General features: G+C 73.2%; 16 protein-coding genes. 9 read left to right on the top strand and 7 right to left on the bottom strand.

The genetic code is table 11. The features are described 5' to 3' along the window. The 6 genes from EAO72_RS05865 to EAO72_RS05840 all read left to right on the top strand — a co-directional run. Positions 1-482: DMT family transporter (locus EAO72_RS05865; RefSeq protein WP_187284939.1), on the top strand; the 482-nt coding region annotated here is incomplete at its 5' end. 204 nt (positions 483-686) lie between these two features. Beyond that, on the top strand, positions 687-1325 hold the full coding sequence (locus tag EAO72_RS05860) for a TetR/AcrR family transcriptional regulator (protein WP_148016116.1): 639 nt from the start codon (positions 687-689) through the stop codon (positions 1323-1325). Between the two features lie 40 nt (positions 1326-1365). Continuing rightward, on the top strand, positions 1366-2139 hold the full coding sequence (locus EAO72_RS05855) for a glucose 1-dehydrogenase (RefSeq protein ID WP_148016115.1): 774 nt from the start codon (positions 1366-1368) through the stop codon (positions 2137-2139). 32 nt (positions 2140-2171) lie between these two features. After that, positions 2172-2684, top strand: coding sequence for an NUDIX domain-containing protein (locus EAO72_RS05850; protein ID WP_148016114.1), 513 nt, complete (start codon positions 2172-2174; stop codon positions 2682-2684). Positions 2685-2727: 43 nt separating this feature from the next. Then, the gene (locus EAO72_RS05845) at positions 2728-3123 is read left to right on the top strand and encodes a YidH family protein (protein ID WP_148016113.1); all 396 of its coding nucleotides are present in this window, start codon (positions 2728-2730) and stop codon (positions 3121-3123) included. Then, a complete protein-coding gene (locus tag EAO72_RS05840; RefSeq protein WP_148016112.1) occupies positions 3120-3431 on the top strand; it encodes a DUF202 domain-containing protein in 312 nt (103 codons plus the stop codon). The genes EAO72_RS05845 and EAO72_RS05840 overlap by 4 nt, the downstream gene beginning before the upstream one ends. 115 nt (positions 3432-3546) lie before the next feature. On the opposite strand, the gene EAO72_RS05835 is transcribed toward EAO72_RS05840, so the two are convergent. Both EAO72_RS05835 and EAO72_RS05830 read right to left on the bottom strand, forming a co-directional pair. Beyond that, positions 3547-4482, bottom strand: a complete 936-nt coding sequence (locus EAO72_RS05835; RefSeq protein WP_148016111.1) for an NADP-dependent oxidoreductase — start codon at positions 4480-4482, stop codon at positions 3547-3549. Positions 4483-4542: 60 nt separating this feature from the next. Then, positions 4543-5832 (bottom strand): glucarate dehydratase family protein, encoded by a 1290-nt coding sequence (locus EAO72_RS05830; RefSeq protein WP_148016110.1) that lies wholly within the window; start codon positions 5830-5832, stop codon positions 4543-4545. 152 nt (positions 5833-5984) lie between these two features. Here EAO72_RS05830 and EAO72_RS05825 point away from each other — a divergent pair, with 152 nt between their 5' ends. Then, complete coding sequence (locus tag EAO72_RS05825) at positions 5985-7013, top strand: phosphotransferase family protein (protein ID WP_148016109.1); 1029 nt, start codon at positions 5985-5987, stop codon at positions 7011-7013. 8 nt (positions 7014-7021) lie between these two features. Then, entirely contained in the window at positions 7022-8236 is a 1215-nt protein-coding gene (locus EAO72_RS05820) for an acyl-CoA dehydrogenase family protein (RefSeq protein WP_148016108.1), read from the top strand. Positions 8237-8272: 36 nt separating this feature from the next. On the opposite strand, the gene EAO72_RS05815 is transcribed toward EAO72_RS05820, so the two are convergent. From EAO72_RS05815 to EAO72_RS05800, 5 genes are all read right to left on the bottom strand, one after another. Beyond that, positions 8273-12856 (bottom strand): HEAT repeat domain-containing protein, encoded by a 4584-nt coding sequence (locus tag EAO72_RS05815; RefSeq protein WP_148016107.1) that lies wholly within the window; start codon positions 12854-12856, stop codon positions 8273-8275. A 55-nt stretch (positions 12857-12911) separates the two neighbouring features. Then, a complete protein-coding gene (locus tag EAO72_RS41795) occupies positions 12912-13076 on the bottom strand; it encodes a hypothetical protein (RefSeq protein ID WP_187284938.1) in 165 nt (54 codons plus the stop codon). Between the two features lie 205 nt (positions 13077-13281). After that, entirely contained in the window at positions 13282-13875 is a 594-nt protein-coding gene (locus EAO72_RS05810; protein WP_148016106.1) for a TetR/AcrR family transcriptional regulator, read from the bottom strand. Positions 13876-13912: 37 nt separating this feature from the next. Then, positions 13913-15571, bottom strand: a complete 1659-nt coding sequence (locus EAO72_RS05805) for an AMP-binding protein (RefSeq protein ID WP_148016105.1) — start codon at positions 15569-15571, stop codon at positions 13913-13915. Beyond that, positions 15568-16332, bottom strand: coding sequence for an SDR family oxidoreductase (locus tag EAO72_RS05800; protein WP_148016104.1), 765 nt, complete (start codon positions 16330-16332; stop codon positions 15568-15570). The genes EAO72_RS05805 and EAO72_RS05800 overlap by 4 nt, the downstream gene beginning before the upstream one ends. A 184-nt stretch (positions 16333-16516) precedes the next feature. On the opposite strand from EAO72_RS05800, the gene EAO72_RS05795 reads away from it, so the two are divergent. Beyond that, positions 16517-17794, top strand: a complete 1278-nt coding sequence (locus tag EAO72_RS05795) for an exo-beta-N-acetylmuramidase NamZ family protein (RefSeq protein WP_148016103.1) — start codon at positions 16517-16519, stop codon at positions 17792-17794. The last annotated feature ends 37 nt before the right edge of the window (positions 17795-17831 follow it).

The following is a 17831-nucleotide window of genomic DNA, read 5'->3' as shown; positions in this document are numbered from 1 at the left end:
TGATCGGCGTGGTGGTGGGCCTGGCCCTGCTGCTGACCGCGTTCGCCAAGCGCGCGCGGTCGGGGGTGTCGCCCGCGCTGCTCGCGGTGGCGGCGGGACTGCTGTACGGACTCCAGGACGCCCTGACCCGGGTCAGCGGGCAGCGCCTCTCGGACGGCGGCTGGGCGGCGCTCGTCACCGGCTGGCAGCCGTACGCCGTGCTGGTCCTGGGGGTGACGGGGCTGATCCTCGTACAGAGCGCGTTCGAGACGGGCCCGCTGCGGATGTCCCTCCCGGCACTGACCGCGGCCCAGCCGCTGGCCGGGATCGCCTGCGGAATCGGCTTCCTGGGCGACCAGGTGCGTACCGACACGGGCGCGCTGGCCTGGCAGGCGGCGGGACTCGCGGCGATCGTGGGCGGGATCGTGCTGCTGGGGCTGCACCCGGCCATGCCGGAGGGCCCGGTGGGCGGACGCCGTACGCAGAGCCTTCAGCCGCACTGAGGGCGCGGGCGGGGCCGGTTCCGGGCGGGCTCGGTTCCGGGCGAGCCTGCTCCCTCCCGGACTGTGCCGGTTACGGACGGGGCCACTCCTGGGCTGTCCCAGCTCCGGGCGGGGCCGGTTCCGATCAGCCCCGGTGATGTCCGGTTCCTCACAGTCGCCCGGACCGGCCTGGCAATTAATAATGGCCAGCATTACATTGGATTCATGGCGAGAACGACGGGACAGTCGGGACAACAGACCAGGGACAAGCTGATCCGCGCGGCCGAGGAGATCTTCGCCGCGCAGGGCACGGACGGCGCCCAGTTGCGCGACATCGTCGCCCTGGCGGGCCAGAGCAACCCTTCGGCGGTGCAGTACCACTTCGGCTCGCGTGCCGGGCTGCTCGACGCGGTCATGGCCGGCCGGCAGGAACGTACCGAGCGGGTCGTCGCACCGCTGCTCGACCGGCTCCCCGGGGACTGCGGCGTACGGGAGCTGCTCACCGCGCTGGTGACGGCGGAGGCGAGCCTGCTCGCCGACGACCGGGGCCGTCGCTGTCTGCGGATCTCCGCACAGCTCAGCCATGAGACCGGACTGCGGACCGGCCGGCCGCACCCCGCACTGGACGGCACCGCCTACGGACGGCTGATCGGCCGGATCGCGGACCGCCTGGGCGCGCTGCCGCAGCCCGTACGCCTGGAGCGCCTCGACCTGGCCCTCACCCTGATCGGCGCGGCGCTGGCCGACCGGGCCCGCCAAGGGCTCGACGGCACGGAACCACTGACCGGACAGGAGCTCTTCCTCGCCGACCTCGTCGGCACCACCACCGCGTTTCTGCTCGCCCCCGCGCCGCACGGCGCGTGAACCACCCGCACCACAAGCCGCACCACAAGAAGGACATGTCATGAGCGACAAGAACAGCCTCGCCGGCCGCACCGTCATCATCACCGGCGCCGCCCGCGGCCTCGGCGCCGAGGCCGCGCGCCTCGCCGTGGCCGGCGGCGCCGACGTGGTGATCACCGACGTCCTGGACGAGGAGGGCGAGGCCACCGCGGCCGGACTCGGGCCGAAGGCCCGCTTCCTCCACCACGACGTGACCTCGGAGGAGGACTGGCAGCGCGTCGCCGCGTTCACGCTCGCCGAGTTCGGACGGATCGACGGCCTGGTCAACAACGCCGGGGTCTCGACCGGTCAGCCGCTGGAGACCGAGTCGGTCGAGCACTTCCGCAAGGTCATCGACATCAACCTGACGGCCGTCTTCATCGGCATGAAGACGGTGATCCCGGTGATGAAGGAGAACGGCGGCGGTTCGATCGTCAACATCTCCTCGGCGGCCGGGCTGATGGGCCTCGCCCTGACCTCCAGCTACGGCGCGTCGAAGTGGGGCGTGCGCGGGCTGACGAAGGTCGGCGCGGTGGAGCTGGGCACGGCGGGGATCCGGGTGAACTCGGTGCATCCCGGCATGGTGTACACGCCGATGACGGCCTCCGTCGGCATCCAGCAGGGCGAAGGCAACTACCCCAACACCCCGATGGGCCGGGTCGGCGAGGCCGGCGAGATCGGGGAGGCCGTCGTCTTCCTGCTCTCGGACGCCGCCTCGTACGTCACCGGCGCCGAACTCGCCGTGGACGGCGGCTGGACCACGGGCCCGACCGTCAAGTACGTCATGGGGCAGTGAGCACCGTCAGGGTCTGATGTTGGATGAGGGGCATGAACCCTTCTGACGAGATCCTGGACATCGTCGACGAGAACGATGTCGTCGTGGGCCGGGCCCCGCGCGGCGAGGCGACCGCGCGGGGCCTGACCCATCGCTGCGTCTTCGTCGAGGCCCGGGACGCCGAGGGCAGGATCTTCGTGCACCGCAGGACCGCCACCAAGCTCGTCTTCCCGTCCCACTACGACATGTTCGTGGGCGGGGTCGTGGGCGCCGGTGAGTCCTACGACGAGGCGGCGCTGCGGGAGGCCGAGGAGGAACTGGGCGTGACGGGCCTGCCCCGCCCGGAGCCGCTGTTCAAGTTCCTCTACGAGGGCGGCGGGCACAGCTGGTGGTCGTACGTCTACCGGGTACGGTGCGTGCTGCCGGTGGAGCCCCAGGTGGAGGAGGTCGCCTGGCACGCCTTCCTCACGGACGAGGAGCTGGAGCAGCGGCTCGGCGACGGGCCGTGGGTGCCGGACGGCATGGAAAGCTACCGGCGGCTCAAGGCGTTCCGGGCATCGTCCTGAAGCGACCGAGGAGAGGCACCAAAGCAGCAGATAAGGTCCGTACGTGAACGAATTTGTGCAGAGTCTGCGACTGTGGTGCGCACCGCAGCGGATCCGCGAAGAGGGCGACACCCCTGACTACCGCTTCTCGCTCGCCAACGAGCGGACGTTCCTCGCCTGGATCCGGACGGCTCTCGCCCTGATCGGGGGCGGTTTCGCGGTCGACCAGTTCCTGCCCGAGCTGGCGTGGGGCGTCCGCGCCGGTCTGGCGCTCGCGCTGCTGGCGGCGGGCGTGCTGTGCGCGCTGCGGGCCGTCAACCACTGGGTGCGGTGCGAGCGGGCGATGCGGCGCGGGGAGGACCTCCCGGTGTCGCGGTTCCCGACGCTGCTGAGTCTGGCGGTGGCCGTGGTGGCCGTGGCGATGGTGGTGGTGGTCCTGTTCGGCTGGGAGGGCCGGTGACCGCGGCGGAACGCGATCCGGGGCTCCAGCCCGAGCGGACCAGGCTCGCATGGCGGCGTACGACGCTGTCCTGCACGGTCGTGGCGCTGCTGGCCGGGAAACAGGCCCTGCACGGCGGGGCCACCCCGGCCGGGGTCGTCGCCCTGTCGCTGAGCGTGCTGGCCTGGCTGGGTTTCCTGCGGGTGGCGAACCGGCGGGTGCAGGGCATGGGCACCTCGCGCCCGCAGCCGCTGGAGGTCGGCGCGGCACTGATGACCGCGGCGTGCACCGTCGCGCTGGCGGTGTTCGCCGCGGCGATGCTGTTCTGAGCGGCGGGGTTCGCGGCGTGGGCACCGTCCCGGGCGGCGGGTTCGCCGCGGCGTTGCCGTCCCGGTCGGCGGGGTTCGCCGCGTGGGTGCCGTCCCGGGCGGCTGGGCCCGGTGGTCAGCTCTCCCAGTCCACGGTGACGACGATCTTTCCGCGGGTGCGGCCCTGCGCGTTGAGCCGGTGGGCCTCCGCGGTCTCGGCCAGCGGGAAGACCCGGTCCACATGGACGGAGACGATGCCCCGCTCGGCCAGCTCCGCCAGATGGGCCAGATCCTTCGCGTCGGGCCGCACGAACGCGTACGTGCCGCCGTACGAGAAGACCTCGCTGTCCACGATGGAGGCCAGGCGCCCGTCCGGTGCGAGCGTCTCGGCGGACACCCGCAGGGCCTCGCCGCCCACGGTGTCGAAGGCGGCGTCGATCCCGTCCGGGGCCAGCGCCCGCAGCCGGTCCGCGAGGCCGTCCCCGTACTCCACGGGTTCCGCGCCGAGCTGCCGCAGATGGTCGTGGTTGCGTTCGCTCGCGGTGCCGATGACCCGGCATCCGGTGTGGCGGGCGATCTGCACGGCCAGCGAACCGACGCCGCCGGCCGCCGCGTGGACGAGGACGGTGTCGCCGCTGCCGATGTGCAGCGAGCGGTACAGCACCTGGTAGGCGGTGAGACCGGCCAGCGGCAGGCCCGCCGCCTCCTCGAAGCTCAGGCTCAGCGGCTTGCGGGCCAGGGTGCGCACCGGCGCGGCCACGTACTCGGCGAAGGTGCCGCGGCTGAGGAAGTCCTCCCGCACGTATCCGATGACCTCGTCGCCGACGGCGAACTCGTCGACGGCGACGCCGGGCTGGACGACGACCCCCGACACGTCCCAGCCGGGGATCACCGGGAACACCGTGTCCAGCGAGGCGTCCAGGTATCCCTCTCTGGCGACGCGGTCGACCGGGTTGACCGCCGCCGCCCGTACCTTCACCAGGACGCTGTCGGGGCCGACCTTGGGGTCGGGGCGCTCCCCGTACTCCAGGACGTCGGCCCCGCCGTACCTGCTGTAGCTGATCGCCTTCATATATCCGACCCTCGGGGCGCGCCGGGGTGCCCGCAACTCAGGCGGGCGTGGAGCCCGCCGTCACCAGCGCGGAATCGCGGGCGTCGACCACCCCGGTTCGGCCTTGCGCATCGCGGCGGCGTCGTCGCGCTCGCGCATCGTGCCGTCGTCGTCGAGCCAGCGGCGGTGCAGCGCGGCGAGGCGGTCCCGGTCGAGTTCGACGCCGAGGCCCGGGGCGTCGGAGACGGCCAGCCGGCCGTCGGCGAAGACATGGCGGGTCGTGATGACGTCCTCGGTCTGCCAGGGGTAGTGGCTGTCGCAGGCGTAGTCGAGGTTGGGGACGGTGGCCGCGACGTGCGTCATGGCGGCGAGGCTGATCCCGAGGTGGGTGTTGGAGTGCATGGAGAGGCCGACACCGAAGGCGCGGCAGATGCCGGCCAGTTCACGGGTGCGGTGCAGTCCGCCCCAGTAGTGGTGGTCGGAGAGGACGACCTGGACGGCGTCGCGGGCGAAGGCCTCGGGGACCTCGGCGAGCGTGGTGACGCACATGTTCGTGGCCAGCGGGACGTCGGTGCCGGCCGCGACGGCGGCCATCAGGTCCGTGCCGCTCGCCGGGTCCTCCAGGTATTCGAGTACGTCCTTCAGCTGCTCGGCGACGTACAGCGAGGTCTCGACGGACCAGGCCCCGTTGGGGTCCAGACGCAGCGGCTGCCCGGGGAACGCCTCGGCCAGGGCGCGGACCGCGGCGATCTCCTCGTCGGGCGGGAAGACGCCGCCCTTCAGCTTGAAGGAGGAGAAGCCGTACTCCCGGGCGAAGCGCCGGGCCTGGGCGACGACTCCGGCCGGGTCGACGGCCGCGCCCCAGTCGTCGCGTTCGCCGCCGTCCGGGTGCCCGGCCCAGCGGTAGAAGAGGTAGGCGCTGTACTCGACGCTGTCGCGGACCTTGCCGCCGAGCAGCGCGTGCACGGGCAGGCCGAGGGTCTTGCCCAGGGCGTCCAGACAGGCGACCTCGAAGCCGGAGACCACCGAGAGCCGCAGCTTGTCGGCGGTCTGGACGCCGCGCAGTCCGCCCGCGTCGACGCGCTCGTCGGCCGCGCGTGAATCTCCGCACACCTCGTCGGCGAGGGCGAAGAGGCCGTTCACATCGCTGACCGGGCGTCCGGGCAGTGCCGCGGCCAGGGGTTCGGCCAGTTCGAGGTACTTACCGTCGCCGTAGGTCTCCCCGATGCCGGTTACTCCGCCCCGGGTGACGACCTCCACGATGAGCCGCGGAGTGTAGGGCTGGTGAACGCCCTGGGTGTTGAGGAGCGGCGGGTCGGCGATGAGGATCGGGGTCAGCCGGACTTCGTCGATCAACCAGTCTGTATTCATACGTGAACTCTATTCAGCCATGCGACTGAATGCCAGGGTCCGCCCACCATTCGGGCTGGAGTCACACATTCCGTTGCGGAAGTTCACTGGACGACATACCGACTGGTCGGCATCATGAACACCGACGATCCATTCACCCGGAGGTGCGCACGATGAGCCCAGTCCATCCGCCAGGTCTCGACCTCGACCGCTTGCGCGGACATCTCGACCGCGAGCGGCCGGGGCTGGTGAACGGACCGCTCGAAGCCCGGCTCATCGAGGGCGGCCGCTCCAACCTGACGTATGTCGTCACGGAGACGGACGGCACCGGCCGATGGGTCGTCCGCCGGCCGCCGCTGGGTCATGTGCTGGCCACCGCGCACGACATGAAGCGCGAGCACCGCGTGATCAGCGGGCTGCACCCGACGGCCGTCCCGGTCCCCGAACCGCTACTGCTCTGCGAGGACGACTCGGTCATCGGCGCGCCGTTCTACGTCATGGAGTACGTCGAGGGCACCCCGTACCGCACCGCGGAGCAGCTCGCCCCGCTGGGCCCCGAGCGCACCCGCAAGGCGGTGCTGGGTCTGGTCGACACGCTCGTGGAGCTGCACGCCGTCGACCCGCAGGCCGTCGGCCTCGGCGACTTCGGGCGCCCCGAGGGGTTCCTGGACCGGCAGCTGCGCCGCTGGGGCAAGCAGCTGGACGCCTCCCGCAACCGCGAACTCCCCGGCATCGACGAGCTGCACGCGGCGCTCGGCCGGCAACTGCCCGAGTCGCCCGCCCCCACGGTCGTCCACGGCGACTTCCGCCTGGACAACGTACTGATCGGGGCCGACGACGAGATCAAGGCCGTCCTGGACTGGGAGATGTCGACGCTCGGCGACCCGCTGACCGACCTCGGCCTGCTGGTCATGTACAGCTCCGATCTGGATCTCCCCGACTCCCCGGTCTCCACCACCAGCGGGGCGGCCGGCCACCCCTCCCCCGCCGAGCTGATCGAGCGCTACGCCGAACGCTCCGGCCGGGACACCTCCGGCATCTCCTGGTACACGGCGTTCGCCTGGTTCAAGCTCGCCGTGATCCTGGAGGGCATCCACTACCGCTACACCCTGGGCCAGACGGTCGGCGGCGGCTTCGACCGCATCGGCGACCTCGTCCCCGTCTTCATCGAGCACGGCCTCACCACCCTCCAGGAAGGCTGACCCACCCCATGGACTTCGCATTCGACGCCCGTACCGAGGAGCTGCGCGCCAAGCTGCTCACCTTCATGGACGAGCACGTCTACCCGGCCGAGCAGACCGCGGAGGAGCAGCGCGCACTGCTGGCGTCGCCGTGGGACACCCCTCAGGTGGTGGAGGACCTCAAGGCCGAGGCCCGTAAGCAGGGGCTGTGGAACCTCTTCCTGCCGGACGCCGAGTACGGCGGTGGGCTCACCAATCTCCAGTACGCCCCGATGGCTGAGATCCTGGGCCGCTCCCCGCAGTTGGCGCCGACCGCGCTGAACTGCGCGGCGCCGGACACCGGGAACATGGAGGTGCTCGCCCAGTTCGGCACCGAGGAGCAGAAGAAGCGGTGGCTGGAGCCGCTGCTGGCCGGGGAGATCCGGTCCGCGTTCGCGATGACGGAGCCGGAGGTCGCCTCGTCGGACGCGACCAACATCGAGACCCGCATCACCCGCGATGGCGATGACTACGTCATCAACGGCCGCAAGTGGTACATCTCCGGGGCGATGAACCCGGACTGCGCGATCTTCATCGTGATGGGCAAGACCGACCCGGACGGTGAGGACATCCGCCGCCAGCAGTCGCAGATCCTGGTCCCGCGCGACACCCCGGGCCTGACGGTGAAGCGGGCCATGAAGGTGTACGGCTACGAGGACCACTACCACGGCGGTCACGCCGAGGTGGTCTTCGACAACGTGCGGGTGCCCGCCGCGAACCTGATCGGTGAGGAGGGCGGCGGCTTCGCCATCGCCCAGGCGCGGCTGGGTCCGGGCCGGATCCACCACTGCATGCGGCTGATCGGCATGGCCGAGCGCGCCATCGAGCTGATGTGCCGGCGCGCGGTGGCCCGTACGGCCTTCGGCAAGCCGCTCGCCCAGCAGGGCGTCGTGCAGAACTGGATCGCCGACGCCCGGGTCACGGTGGAGCAGTTGCGGCTGCTGGTACTGAAGACGGCCTGGCTGATGGACACGGTCGGCAACCGCGGCGCGCACACGGAGATCCAGTCCATCAAGATCGCCACCCCGCGCGCGGTCGTCTCGATCCTCGACCAGGCGGTGCAGCTGCACGGCGCGGGCGGGGTCAGCCAGGACTTCCCGCTGGCCGAACTGTGGGCGGCGGCGCGGACGCTGCGGCTGGCCGACGGTCCGGACGAGGTGCACCAGCGGTCGCTGGCCCGGCGGGAGATCAAGAAGTACCTGTAGGAAGTGGTCCGGGGCGGGGCGGGGCGGCGGATCAGTTCAGTGTCCGCCGGCCCCGCCGGCCCCGATCCGGTCAAGTACCTCCGTGTACCGGGAGCGCCGGTCGGGCCGGGCACGGGCGGTGGCGTGGCGGAGCGCCGGGACCGCCGCACCGCCCAGCCCGACGAGGCCCTCGGCCGCCGCCTCGCGCACGACGGCGTGCGGGTGCCCGAGCAGTTCCGTCACCGCGGGGAGCGCCGGCTCCCAGCCCGCCCGGCAGAGCGTCAGGACCGCCATGCGGACCACGTCGGGCCGGGGGTCGTCCAGCAGGAGTGCGGTGTGGCGCAGATGGGCGCTCCGGCCGAGCATCGTCCGTGAGGTCCGGTGGGCGCGCAGCCGGACCCTGGGCCTGGGGTGCGTGAGCAACCCGCCGAGCAGGTCCAGGAGTTGCGGGTCCCGGTCCGGTTCGGGGCCGGGGTGCTCGGCTGCGAGTTCGGTGAGCGCGCGGCAGATCTGGTCCGGGGTGCCGGTTCCGGCGAGGTCCAGCAGTTCCTGACGGGTCGGGCGGTGTGCCGTCGTGGTGGGGCCGGCGGCGGCACGGTCGCGGAGCGCTGCCAGCGCCTCCGCGTCCTGCTGCCCGGCCTCCGGACCCCGCAGCCGTCCTTCCACGAGGCGCAGCCGGTCGGCGAGTTCGGTGCGGCCTTCCGTACGCAGGCGGCCGCGGGTCCGGGTCAGAGCCGCGGTACGCAGGAGCGGGCGTCCGGCGAGCAGCTCCAGGTATCCCCAGGCCCCGGCGTCGAGGCGGTCGCCGAGSGCCTCGGCCAGCGCGTCGGCGGGATACGCGCGGAGCGCGTCCCCGATGGCCCGGGCCACGGCGGGCGGTGCGTCCTCCCACCACTCCAGCAGCAGCGGGACCAGCCGTTCGAGCTCCCACGGGCCGAGCCCCGCGGCCGCCCGTGCCACCCGGTCGCGCAGGATCCCGTCGTCCCGGAGCTCCGTCTCGCCGAGGGCGCCGAGCAGTCGAGTGGGTCCGGCTGCCGCGGGCAGGGTGACCCGGCCGCGGAGGTACGCGCGAAGGACCGCGAGCCGGGCCTCCGGCTCGGGCCACCGCGCCAGCGCTTCGGCGGCGGTCTGCCTGCCCTCGGCCCCGGCCGACCCCAGCATGGCGAGCAGCCGCTCGCGCAGGGCCGCCGAACGCGGCTGGTCCAGGTCGTCGACGCGGACCCGGCGCGGTGGCGGCTCGGGTACGCGGGCGCTCTCCGCGAGGGTCCAGGGCGGCGCGTCGACGGGCTGGAGCCACGTCATCCAGTCGATGAGGGCGGGACGGACCCCGGGAGCGGCGCCGCGGTGGGCCTCGATCAGCGCGGCCAGCCGGTCCCGGGAGGAAAGCGTGCCGTCGTCCGTGCGGCGGAACCCGGCCAGGGCGTCCGGTGCCCTGACCGCTTCGGCCAGGGCGGACCGCCAGGCCCGGGCCCCGGCGGGCACGGGTGCGGCGTCGTCGGGCTCCGGTACGGCGAAGGCCTCCCGGAGCACGGCCGTCTCGGCCCGCCAGGGGTCGGCGCCGGTCCGGGCGGCCGCGAGGGCCCGGTCGAGATCGGCGCGGACCGGTACCGCGCCGAGGCGGCGGAGCAGGGTCAGCGTGGACCGGTGCGGCGTCGCCGGTGCGGGTGCCAGGGCTCGCACCGCGGCGACGGCGGCCGGCGTCGCGGTGGCCGTCAGCAGGGGCGCGATGCCTTCGAGTATGGCGATCAGATCGTGCCGGTCCACGTCACGGGCCTCGGCCAGCGCGTCCAGCAGGAGCGGGGCGGACCGGGAGAACGCCGTGAGCTCCTCGGCGCTCCGGGGCTCGGGGCAGAGCCCCAGCCCGAACCGCAGCAGCTTGTTCCGGAGGGCCTTGTCCCGCTGCTCGGGCAGGGAGCCCGCCAGCGCGAGCCAGTTGCCCGCCATGGGCCGCAGCCGTTTCGCCGGGGCGGGGCCGAGCGGCTCGTCCCGCACGGCGAGGCGCCGCGCGGCCTCGGGATCCCAGCCTCCGGTGACCAGGGCGTCGATGTCATGGTCCGCGGCACCGGACGCCGCTGACGGGCCCGTGGCGGCCGGTGCGGCGATCTGGTGCCGGGCCATGGCCGGCACCAGATCCTTCACGGTGCCGGAGGCCGGTGCGACCCGGCGGGCGGCCACCAGAGCGAGGAGGGCAGGGGCCACCGGTGACGCCTGCTCGTCCAGTGCGAGGACCGACCGTGCGGCGAGGACGCCGTCGAGGCCCTCCAGCAGCAGGCGCCGGGCGGCCTCGTCGCGGCTGTGCTCGGCGGCGGCGATGAGGGTGGCCGCGTAGGCGTCGCCGAGGATGGCGCGCAGGGCCGCGACGAGGGTGGCGCGCAGACCGGGGTTGCTGTCCTGACCGAGCCGGGCGAGAAGCTTCGGGAGCGCCACCGGTGTGCCCGCCCGGACCAGCGCCTCGGCCGCGGTCTTCCGGATGTTCATGTTCGGATGGTCGAGGCATGCGGCGATGGCGGCGCTCGCCCACCGGGCCCGGGCATGGCCGAGGGCGAGGAGGGCCTGCCGGACGGTCTGGATGTCCTGGGCCCGCGTCAGGGTGATCAGCGTCGCCGAGAGTGCCTGGGCGTCCTCGCCCGTGGTGTCGTGGGCGAGCACGGCGATGACGTGCTTGCGCACGTGCCGGTCCCGGTGGCGCAGCAGCCGGTGCACCCGCGCCCGGGTTCCCTTCCAGGGCGCCCTGAGCAGCACTTCGAGCAGGACCACCTGCTCGTCGTCGGAGAGTCCGGGGCGGTCCAGCAGGTCCAGCGCCACGGTCGCGACCAGCGCGTTTCCGGCCTCCCGCGCGTCCGCGGCACCGAGCAGGCAGACGGGCCGGATCGCGCCGCGCCCGTGGAGCCGGCGGCCCAGGGCGCTCACCGCGTCCAGGACCTCCTGCGGCACGACCGGCTCACCGGCCGGCTTCCCGTGCTCCGCCGTCCGGGAGACCGCCGCGTCCGGAGTCCTCGCCGCGGCCTGCCCGGCCACGATGCGCAGCAGCAGGTCGGCGATGACCGGGAGGGTGCCGGCGTCGCCGTGGGCCGCCAGCCGGCACAGCGCCGCCACGGGTGCTTCCGGGTCCAGGTGGGAGCTCAGCAGGGCCAGTTCGCGCGCGTCCGGTCCGCCGAGGTCCGCCGCGATGCGCGGCGGCAGACCGACGGGGTCGAGCCGGGCGAGGAGCTCGCCGCGCCGCGCCGGATCGCGGTTCAGCTGCCACAGCAGTTCGAGGGCCCGGTCGCGTACGGGGCGCAGGTGGGGCGCCGTCCCGTCGGCGGCGAGGCCCAGGCCGTCGTGCAGGGCCCGTACCGTCGGTTCCCCGCCGATGGCCTCCAGCGTGTCCAGGGCCACGGCCGGCGCCGAGGGCAGCAGGGCGATCACGGCTTCCTCCGCGTCGGTGTGGCGCAGGGCCCGGATCGCGTCGAGGAAGGGCGCCGGGTCCGGGGCCGCGGGGAGGACGCGGGCGACGGCTTCCCCGATCGGAAGGTCCCCGGCGCCCTGGCCGGCGAGGGCGACGAGCAGGTCGAGCCGTCGTGGCCAGCCCGGATCGCCGGCCGGTGCGTCCGTCAGGACCCGGAGCATCTCCGTGCGGGAGGTGTAGAGGATCGTCGCCACGTCGCGGGGAAGGATGGAGTGATCGGCCAGGGCCAGTTCGATGACGGTGCGGACGGCGGGGCCGTCCGGGAAGTGTCCGCGGCGGTGGAGGCCGCGGAGGCAGGCCACGGCCGGGGCGCCGAGCAGCAGCGGGTCGCGGGCCGCGGCGGCCGTCAGGCCGTCGATGTCGTCGCGGTCCGCCGCCTCGCCGAGCAGTTCCATCGCGCGCCGCCGGAGGCCCGGGGCGAGGCGGGGGTCCGCGACGGCCCGTCGCAGCAGGTCCCGGTGGCCGTGGCGCGCGGCGGCCACGAGGGCTGCCCCGGCCACCACGGACGCCGGCCCCTCGGACGGGTCGGGACCGTGGCCGGGGAAGAGCAGGGGAACGAAGAGGCCGGGCGGCAGGGGGTCCGTGGCCGCCCACGGTTCGGCGAGTCCGTCCAGCGCGCCCGCAACGACCGGGGCTCCGGACGCTCCCAGCAGAGCGGTCAGCGTCTCCCGGACCTGCGCCGGGGCCAGGAGCGCGGCGTGCAGTCCGTCCCGGGCCAGCCGCAGTGCCTCGGCCCGCAGCACCGGGTCGCCGCTGCCCGCCAGTTCGTCCACGAGCCACGCCGGCCGGTGCGTGGCGGCGATCCCCGCCCCGCGCACGGCCTGGTAGAGGAGTTCTCCCGGGGCCTCGTCGCGGAGCAGTCCGGGGTCGTGCAGTACATCGGCGCGCAGCCACGCGATCCGTACCCGTGCGGGCAGTCGCCCTGCCGCCGCGCGCCACGGCGGCCGGGGGCGGCCGGTCAGGCGGTGGCCGAGCCGCTCGTACAGCCCGGCCAGAAGGAGGTCGGCCTCCGGCGGTCCGGTGAGCGTCGTGGGCAGCAGTCCGGCGAGTACGTCCATCGTCTCGTCGTCGGCCGGAGGGCATGAGGCCACGTGCTCGGCCAGCCGGATCAGCGCCGCGTGACGTCGCCCGGGGTCCGTGGGCCCGAGCAGCCGGCCCAGGGCGTGGAACTCTTCGTCGACCGGTGTCCGCATCGTCGGATGCTAGCGGGAGCGCCGGCGCTCCACCCACGGCATTTCCGGGCCTTCGTCAGTAGCCGCCGTACGGCACGTGGTCGGCGAGCGCCAGTTCGCGGGCGAAGGCCCGCACCCGCAGCAGGCTGCGGGCGAGGATCCGGACGGCCCTCGGGCGGTGCGGCCCGTAGGCCACGTTCCACAGAGGGGGAACGTGCGTCGAAACCTGGATATGTGCCATATATCCAGCTTCGACCCGTCGCCGGATTCGGCACAACCGAGGGATGCGCCGCCGGTGACCGCCACCGTGGACGGGCCCTGGTGCTCATCACGTACGTGGGCATCGGGCAGCCGGACCGTGGTCCTGGTGGGCCGGGCGGCCCGGCCGCGCGGTCCGGCGGCGGCGCTGCTGGGGCGGGCGGCCGGTGGCGGGCCGTCCTGCCGGATCAGGGCCGCAGGGCGCGCAGCAACAGGTCGGCGAGGTGGTCGGCGACCTCCTGCTGGGACAGCGGGCCGTCCGGCCGGTACCAGGTCGACAGATGGTGGACCGAGCCGAAGTGGTAGTCGACGATGAGGTCCGCCGGGGTGGCCGTGGAGAACACCCCGCTGCGCTGCCCCTCCTCCACGAGGGCCCGGAAGCGCTCGTGGTAGCGGCGCCGCTCCACTCGTACCTGCTTGTTCTTCTCGGGGCTCAGGTGGTGCATGGAGCGGAAGAAGATCGAGGCGTCGTCAAGGTTCTCGATGGTGGTGACGACGACGTCGGCAGCGGCTTCGCGCAACCGCTGCTCGACGGGGGCGTCGGCCTCCGCGAAGGCGTCGAGCCGCTCCTGCTGGAGCCGCAGGACCCGGGCGTAGACCTCCTGGAGAAGGTCCTCCTTGGAACCGAAGTAGTGGTAGAGCGCGCCCTTGGTGACGCCGGCCGCCTCGACGATCTCCTGGACCGATGTGCGGTCGTACCCCTGCTCGGCGAAGAGCCGGGTGGCGGCGGCCAGCAGCCGCTGGGGGACGGGGGTACCGCTCCCGTCCGTCGCCTTGGCCATAGCCGCCACCTTCCTTCCGTGAGTGTGCGTGAACCGTCTAGCGGGATGAACGCAGTTCCCGCCTGAGGATCTTCCCACTTGCGGTCTTGGGAAGTTCCGTCAGGATCTCGACTTCGCGCGGATACTTGTACGCGGCCAGCCGTTCCTTGCAGTACGCACCCAATTCGCCGGGTTCGACCGAGGCGCCGGGCCGCAGACTGACGTAGGCGCGGACCGTCTCGCCGCGGTAGGCGTCCGGGACACCGACGACGGCGGCCTCGCGCACGGCGGGGTGGGTGTAGAGGACGTCCTCGACCTCGCGCGGCCAGACCTTGAACCCGGAGGCGTTGATCATGTCCTTCTTGCGGTCGACGACGTAGAGCCAGCCCGCGCGGTCCATGAAGCCGATGTCGCCGGTGCGCAGCTCGCCGTCCGGGAAGGCGGCGGCGGTGGCCTCCGGCAGCCGCCAGTAGCCGCTGACGACCTGGGGACCGCGCACCGCGATCTCGCCCTGCTCGCCGAAGGGGACCTCGGCCCCGTTCTCGTCGATGATCCGCACGACCGTGTCGGGGCCGGGCACGCCGACCGAGAGCGTGCCGGAGACCGGGTCGACGGGCGCCTCGCGCTCGGGCGGCACGGCGGCGCAGGGTGCGGTGCACTCGGTGAGGCCGTAGCCGTTGCGGATGTACGGGCCGAAGCCCGCCCGGAACTTATCGACGAGCGCGGGCGGCAGCGGTGCGCCGCCGGAGGAGATCACCTGGAACGAGGAGAAGTGCTCGGGCGTGACACCGGGGGTCGCGGCGAGCGCCATGAAGGCGGTCGACGGGCCGACGGTGTACGCGGGCCGGTGCTCGGCGAAGGCGTCGAGGACGACGCCGGGGTGGAAGCGGTACGCCAGGACCAGGGTGCCCGCGTTGGCGAGGCAGGCGGCCAGCTGGCAGACCATGCCGGTGATGTGGAAGAGCGGCGCGAGGGCGAAGTAGGCGGAGCCTTCGGCGACGGGGTGGCCGGTGCGCTGGCGCTCGGCGTTGACCATGATGTTGCCGTGGGAGTTCATGGCGCCCTTGGGGGTGCCGCTGGTTCCGGAGGTGTAGCTGATCAGCGCCACGTCGCCGGCGGTGAGCTCCCGGCCGGCGGGGGCCGCGAGGCCCTGCCGGGCGACGGCCACCAGGTCGTCGGCGTCGTGGGCGGCGGGCAGGCGCTCGAAGTCCAGTACCCGCTCGTCGCTCGAAGTCTGGAGGTCCAGCTCGCAGGCGGTGACGGCGATCCGTACGGACGGGGCGCCCGCGGCGGTGTCCCGCAGATACGCCTCCCAGGCCCGGTCCGCACAGATCAGTGCCGTGACCTCGGCGTCCTTCAGTACGTGACCGACCTCGGCGGACTTGTACATCGGGTTGAGCGGGACGACTGTCGCCCCGGCCTTCCAGGCGCCGAGCAGCGCGAGCACGAACTGCGGCGAGTTCTGCAGCATGATCGCGACCCGGTCGCCGCGCTCCAGGCCGCGGGCGGCGAGGTGCCCGGCCACGGAGTCGGAGAGCTCGTCGGTCTCGCGGTAGGTGAGGCGTCCGTCGAAGTAGGCGAGCGCGGGATGGCCGGGAGCCCGGCCGACGGAGTCGCGGAAGGCGTGCACCAGGGTCTCGGCGGGGTGGACGGGGGCCCGCTGGGCCTCGCTGAGCAGCGGGAGCCAGGGCTTCGCCGCGTAGATCGACTCGCTCATGCGCCGGCCTCCTCCCACTTGCGCTGGAGGCGGTTCATACTGCCGAGCCAGTGGTCGGTGTCCTCGGTGCGGGCCCGGTAGTACCCGGCGACCTCGGGGTGCGGCAGGACGAGGAAGCGGTCCTCGGCCATGGCGTCGAACAAGGCGTCGGCCACGTCCTCGGGCTCGATCGCGGTGGGCGCGAGGACGAGCTTCCCGGCCGATCCGGCGCCGGTGAGCATGTCCGTACGCACGCCCTGCGGGCAGATCGCGTGGACCTTGACGCCGCGGTGGCGGTAGGTGAGCGAGAGCCACTCGGCGAAGGCGACCACGCCGTGCTTGGTGACGCTGTACGGCGCGGCGCCGATCATCGTCAGCAGTCCGGCGGCGGAGGCCGTGGAGACGAACCTGCCGCTGCCGCGCTCCAGCCAGTCCGGGACGAGCGCCTTGGCGGCGCGGACGTGGGCCATCACGTTGACGTCCCAGGCCGCGGCCCAGACCTCCTCGTCGGCGAGGACGTCACCGGGCGAGGCGAGGCCGGCGTTGGCGCAGTAGACGTCCACGGTGCCGTCCAGCGCGTCCCGGGCGGCTTCGACGATCCGTGAGGCGTCGCCGGCGACCGCGGTCCCGCCGATCTCCTCGGCGAGCGCCTTGATCCGGCTCTCGTCGAGGTCGTTGACGACGACCCGTGCGCCTTCGGCGGCGAATCTGCGGGCCAGCGCGGCTCCGATGCCGCCTCCGGCTCCCGTGACCACTACGCCCGCGCCCTGCACCGTACTCATCGGTCCCGCCTCTCTCAGCCGACTGCACCGGCAGACTAACCGGTCGGTATGTCGTCGGGGAAGGGGTGGGGGCGAGTCATCCGCCCCGGGAAGCACAGCCGCACCGTCCGGCTCGTTCCCTGCGGCCGTCACGCGCGCTAGCGRGCGTGACCATGACAGACGTCGCGATCATGGAGGTAGCTGAATGAGCCTGTCCAGACGTGGATTGCTGGCCGCCGGCGGTGCGGTGGGGGCGCTCGCGGCGACTGCCGCGTCCGCCGGACCCGCGGCCGCCCTTCCCGCGCACGGCAAGGGGCACGGCGGTGGACACGGCCGGGTCCGCACCGGCTTCGACCGGCTCGCGGCGGACGGCTACGCCCTGCTGAAGGGGCAGCGTGTGGGCGTGGTCACCAACCCCACCGGGATCACGCCCGATGTGCGCCACATCGTCGATGTGATGCACCCGGACGAACGCGTGAACCTGACCGCCGTCTTCGGCCCCGAGCACGGTTTCCGCGGCACCGCGCAGGCGGGCGGCTCGGAGGGCCGGTACGACGACCCGGCGACCGGGCTGCCGGTCTACGACACCTACCTGAAGAGCGGGCAGGCGCTCGCCGACGTCTTCACCGCGTCCGGCGTGGACACCATCGTCTTCGACATCCAGGACGCGGGCGCCCGCTTCTACACGTACATCTGGACGCTGTACGACTGCCTGGAGGCGGCCGCCCTCGCGGGGAAGAGGTTCGTGGTGCTGGACCGGCCCAACCCGGTGACGGGACGGGCGGCGCTCGGCCCCGTGCTCGATCCCGCGTTCGGCACCTTCGTGGGGCGGCGGGAGATCGCGCAGGCGCACGGCATGACGGTCACCGAGCTGGCGCTGCTGTTCAACGGCGAGTTCCTGGCGGACCGTCCGGCCGAGCTGGAGATCGTGAAGATGTCGGGGTGGTCGCGCTCGGACTTCTTCGACGGGACCGGGCTGCCCTGGGTGCCGCCGAGCCCCAACATGCCGACGCCCGAGACCGCGCTGGTCTACTCGGGCACCTGTCTCTTCGAGGGCACGAACCTCTCCGAGGGGCGCGGCACGACCCGGCCGTTCGAACTGCTGGGGGCGGAGGGCGTCGACCACACCTGGGCGGCGGCGGCGAACGCGCTGGACCTGCCCGGAGTGGCGTTCCGCGAGGCGTACTTCGCGCCGACGTTCTCCAAGTTCCAGGGCAAAACCGTGGGAGGGGTCCAGGTGCACGTCCAGGACCGCGAGGTCTTCGACCCGGTACGCACCGGGATCGCGCTGCTCGTGACGGCGAAGCAGACCTGGAGCGGGTTCGCCTGGCGGCCCGACAACTGGATCGACAAGCTCACCGGCAACACCCGGGTCCGCACGATGATCGACGCGGGCGCGGACACGGATGAGGTCGTGGGTGCGTGGGCGGAGGACCTGGCCGCGTTCCGGGCGGTCCGGAAGCGGTACCTGCAGTATCGGTGAGCGGGGCGGGCGGGGCCGAGTGCGGGCCCGCCCGGCC

Source organism: Streptomyces sp. OR43, from assembly GCF_008042275.1.
Taxonomy (GTDB): Bacteria; Actinomycetota; Actinomycetes; order Streptomycetales; family Streptomycetaceae; genus Streptomyces.
The sequence above is the reverse complement of the archived record's forward strand: the minus strand, read 5'-3'. Positions and strand labels throughout refer to the sequence as shown.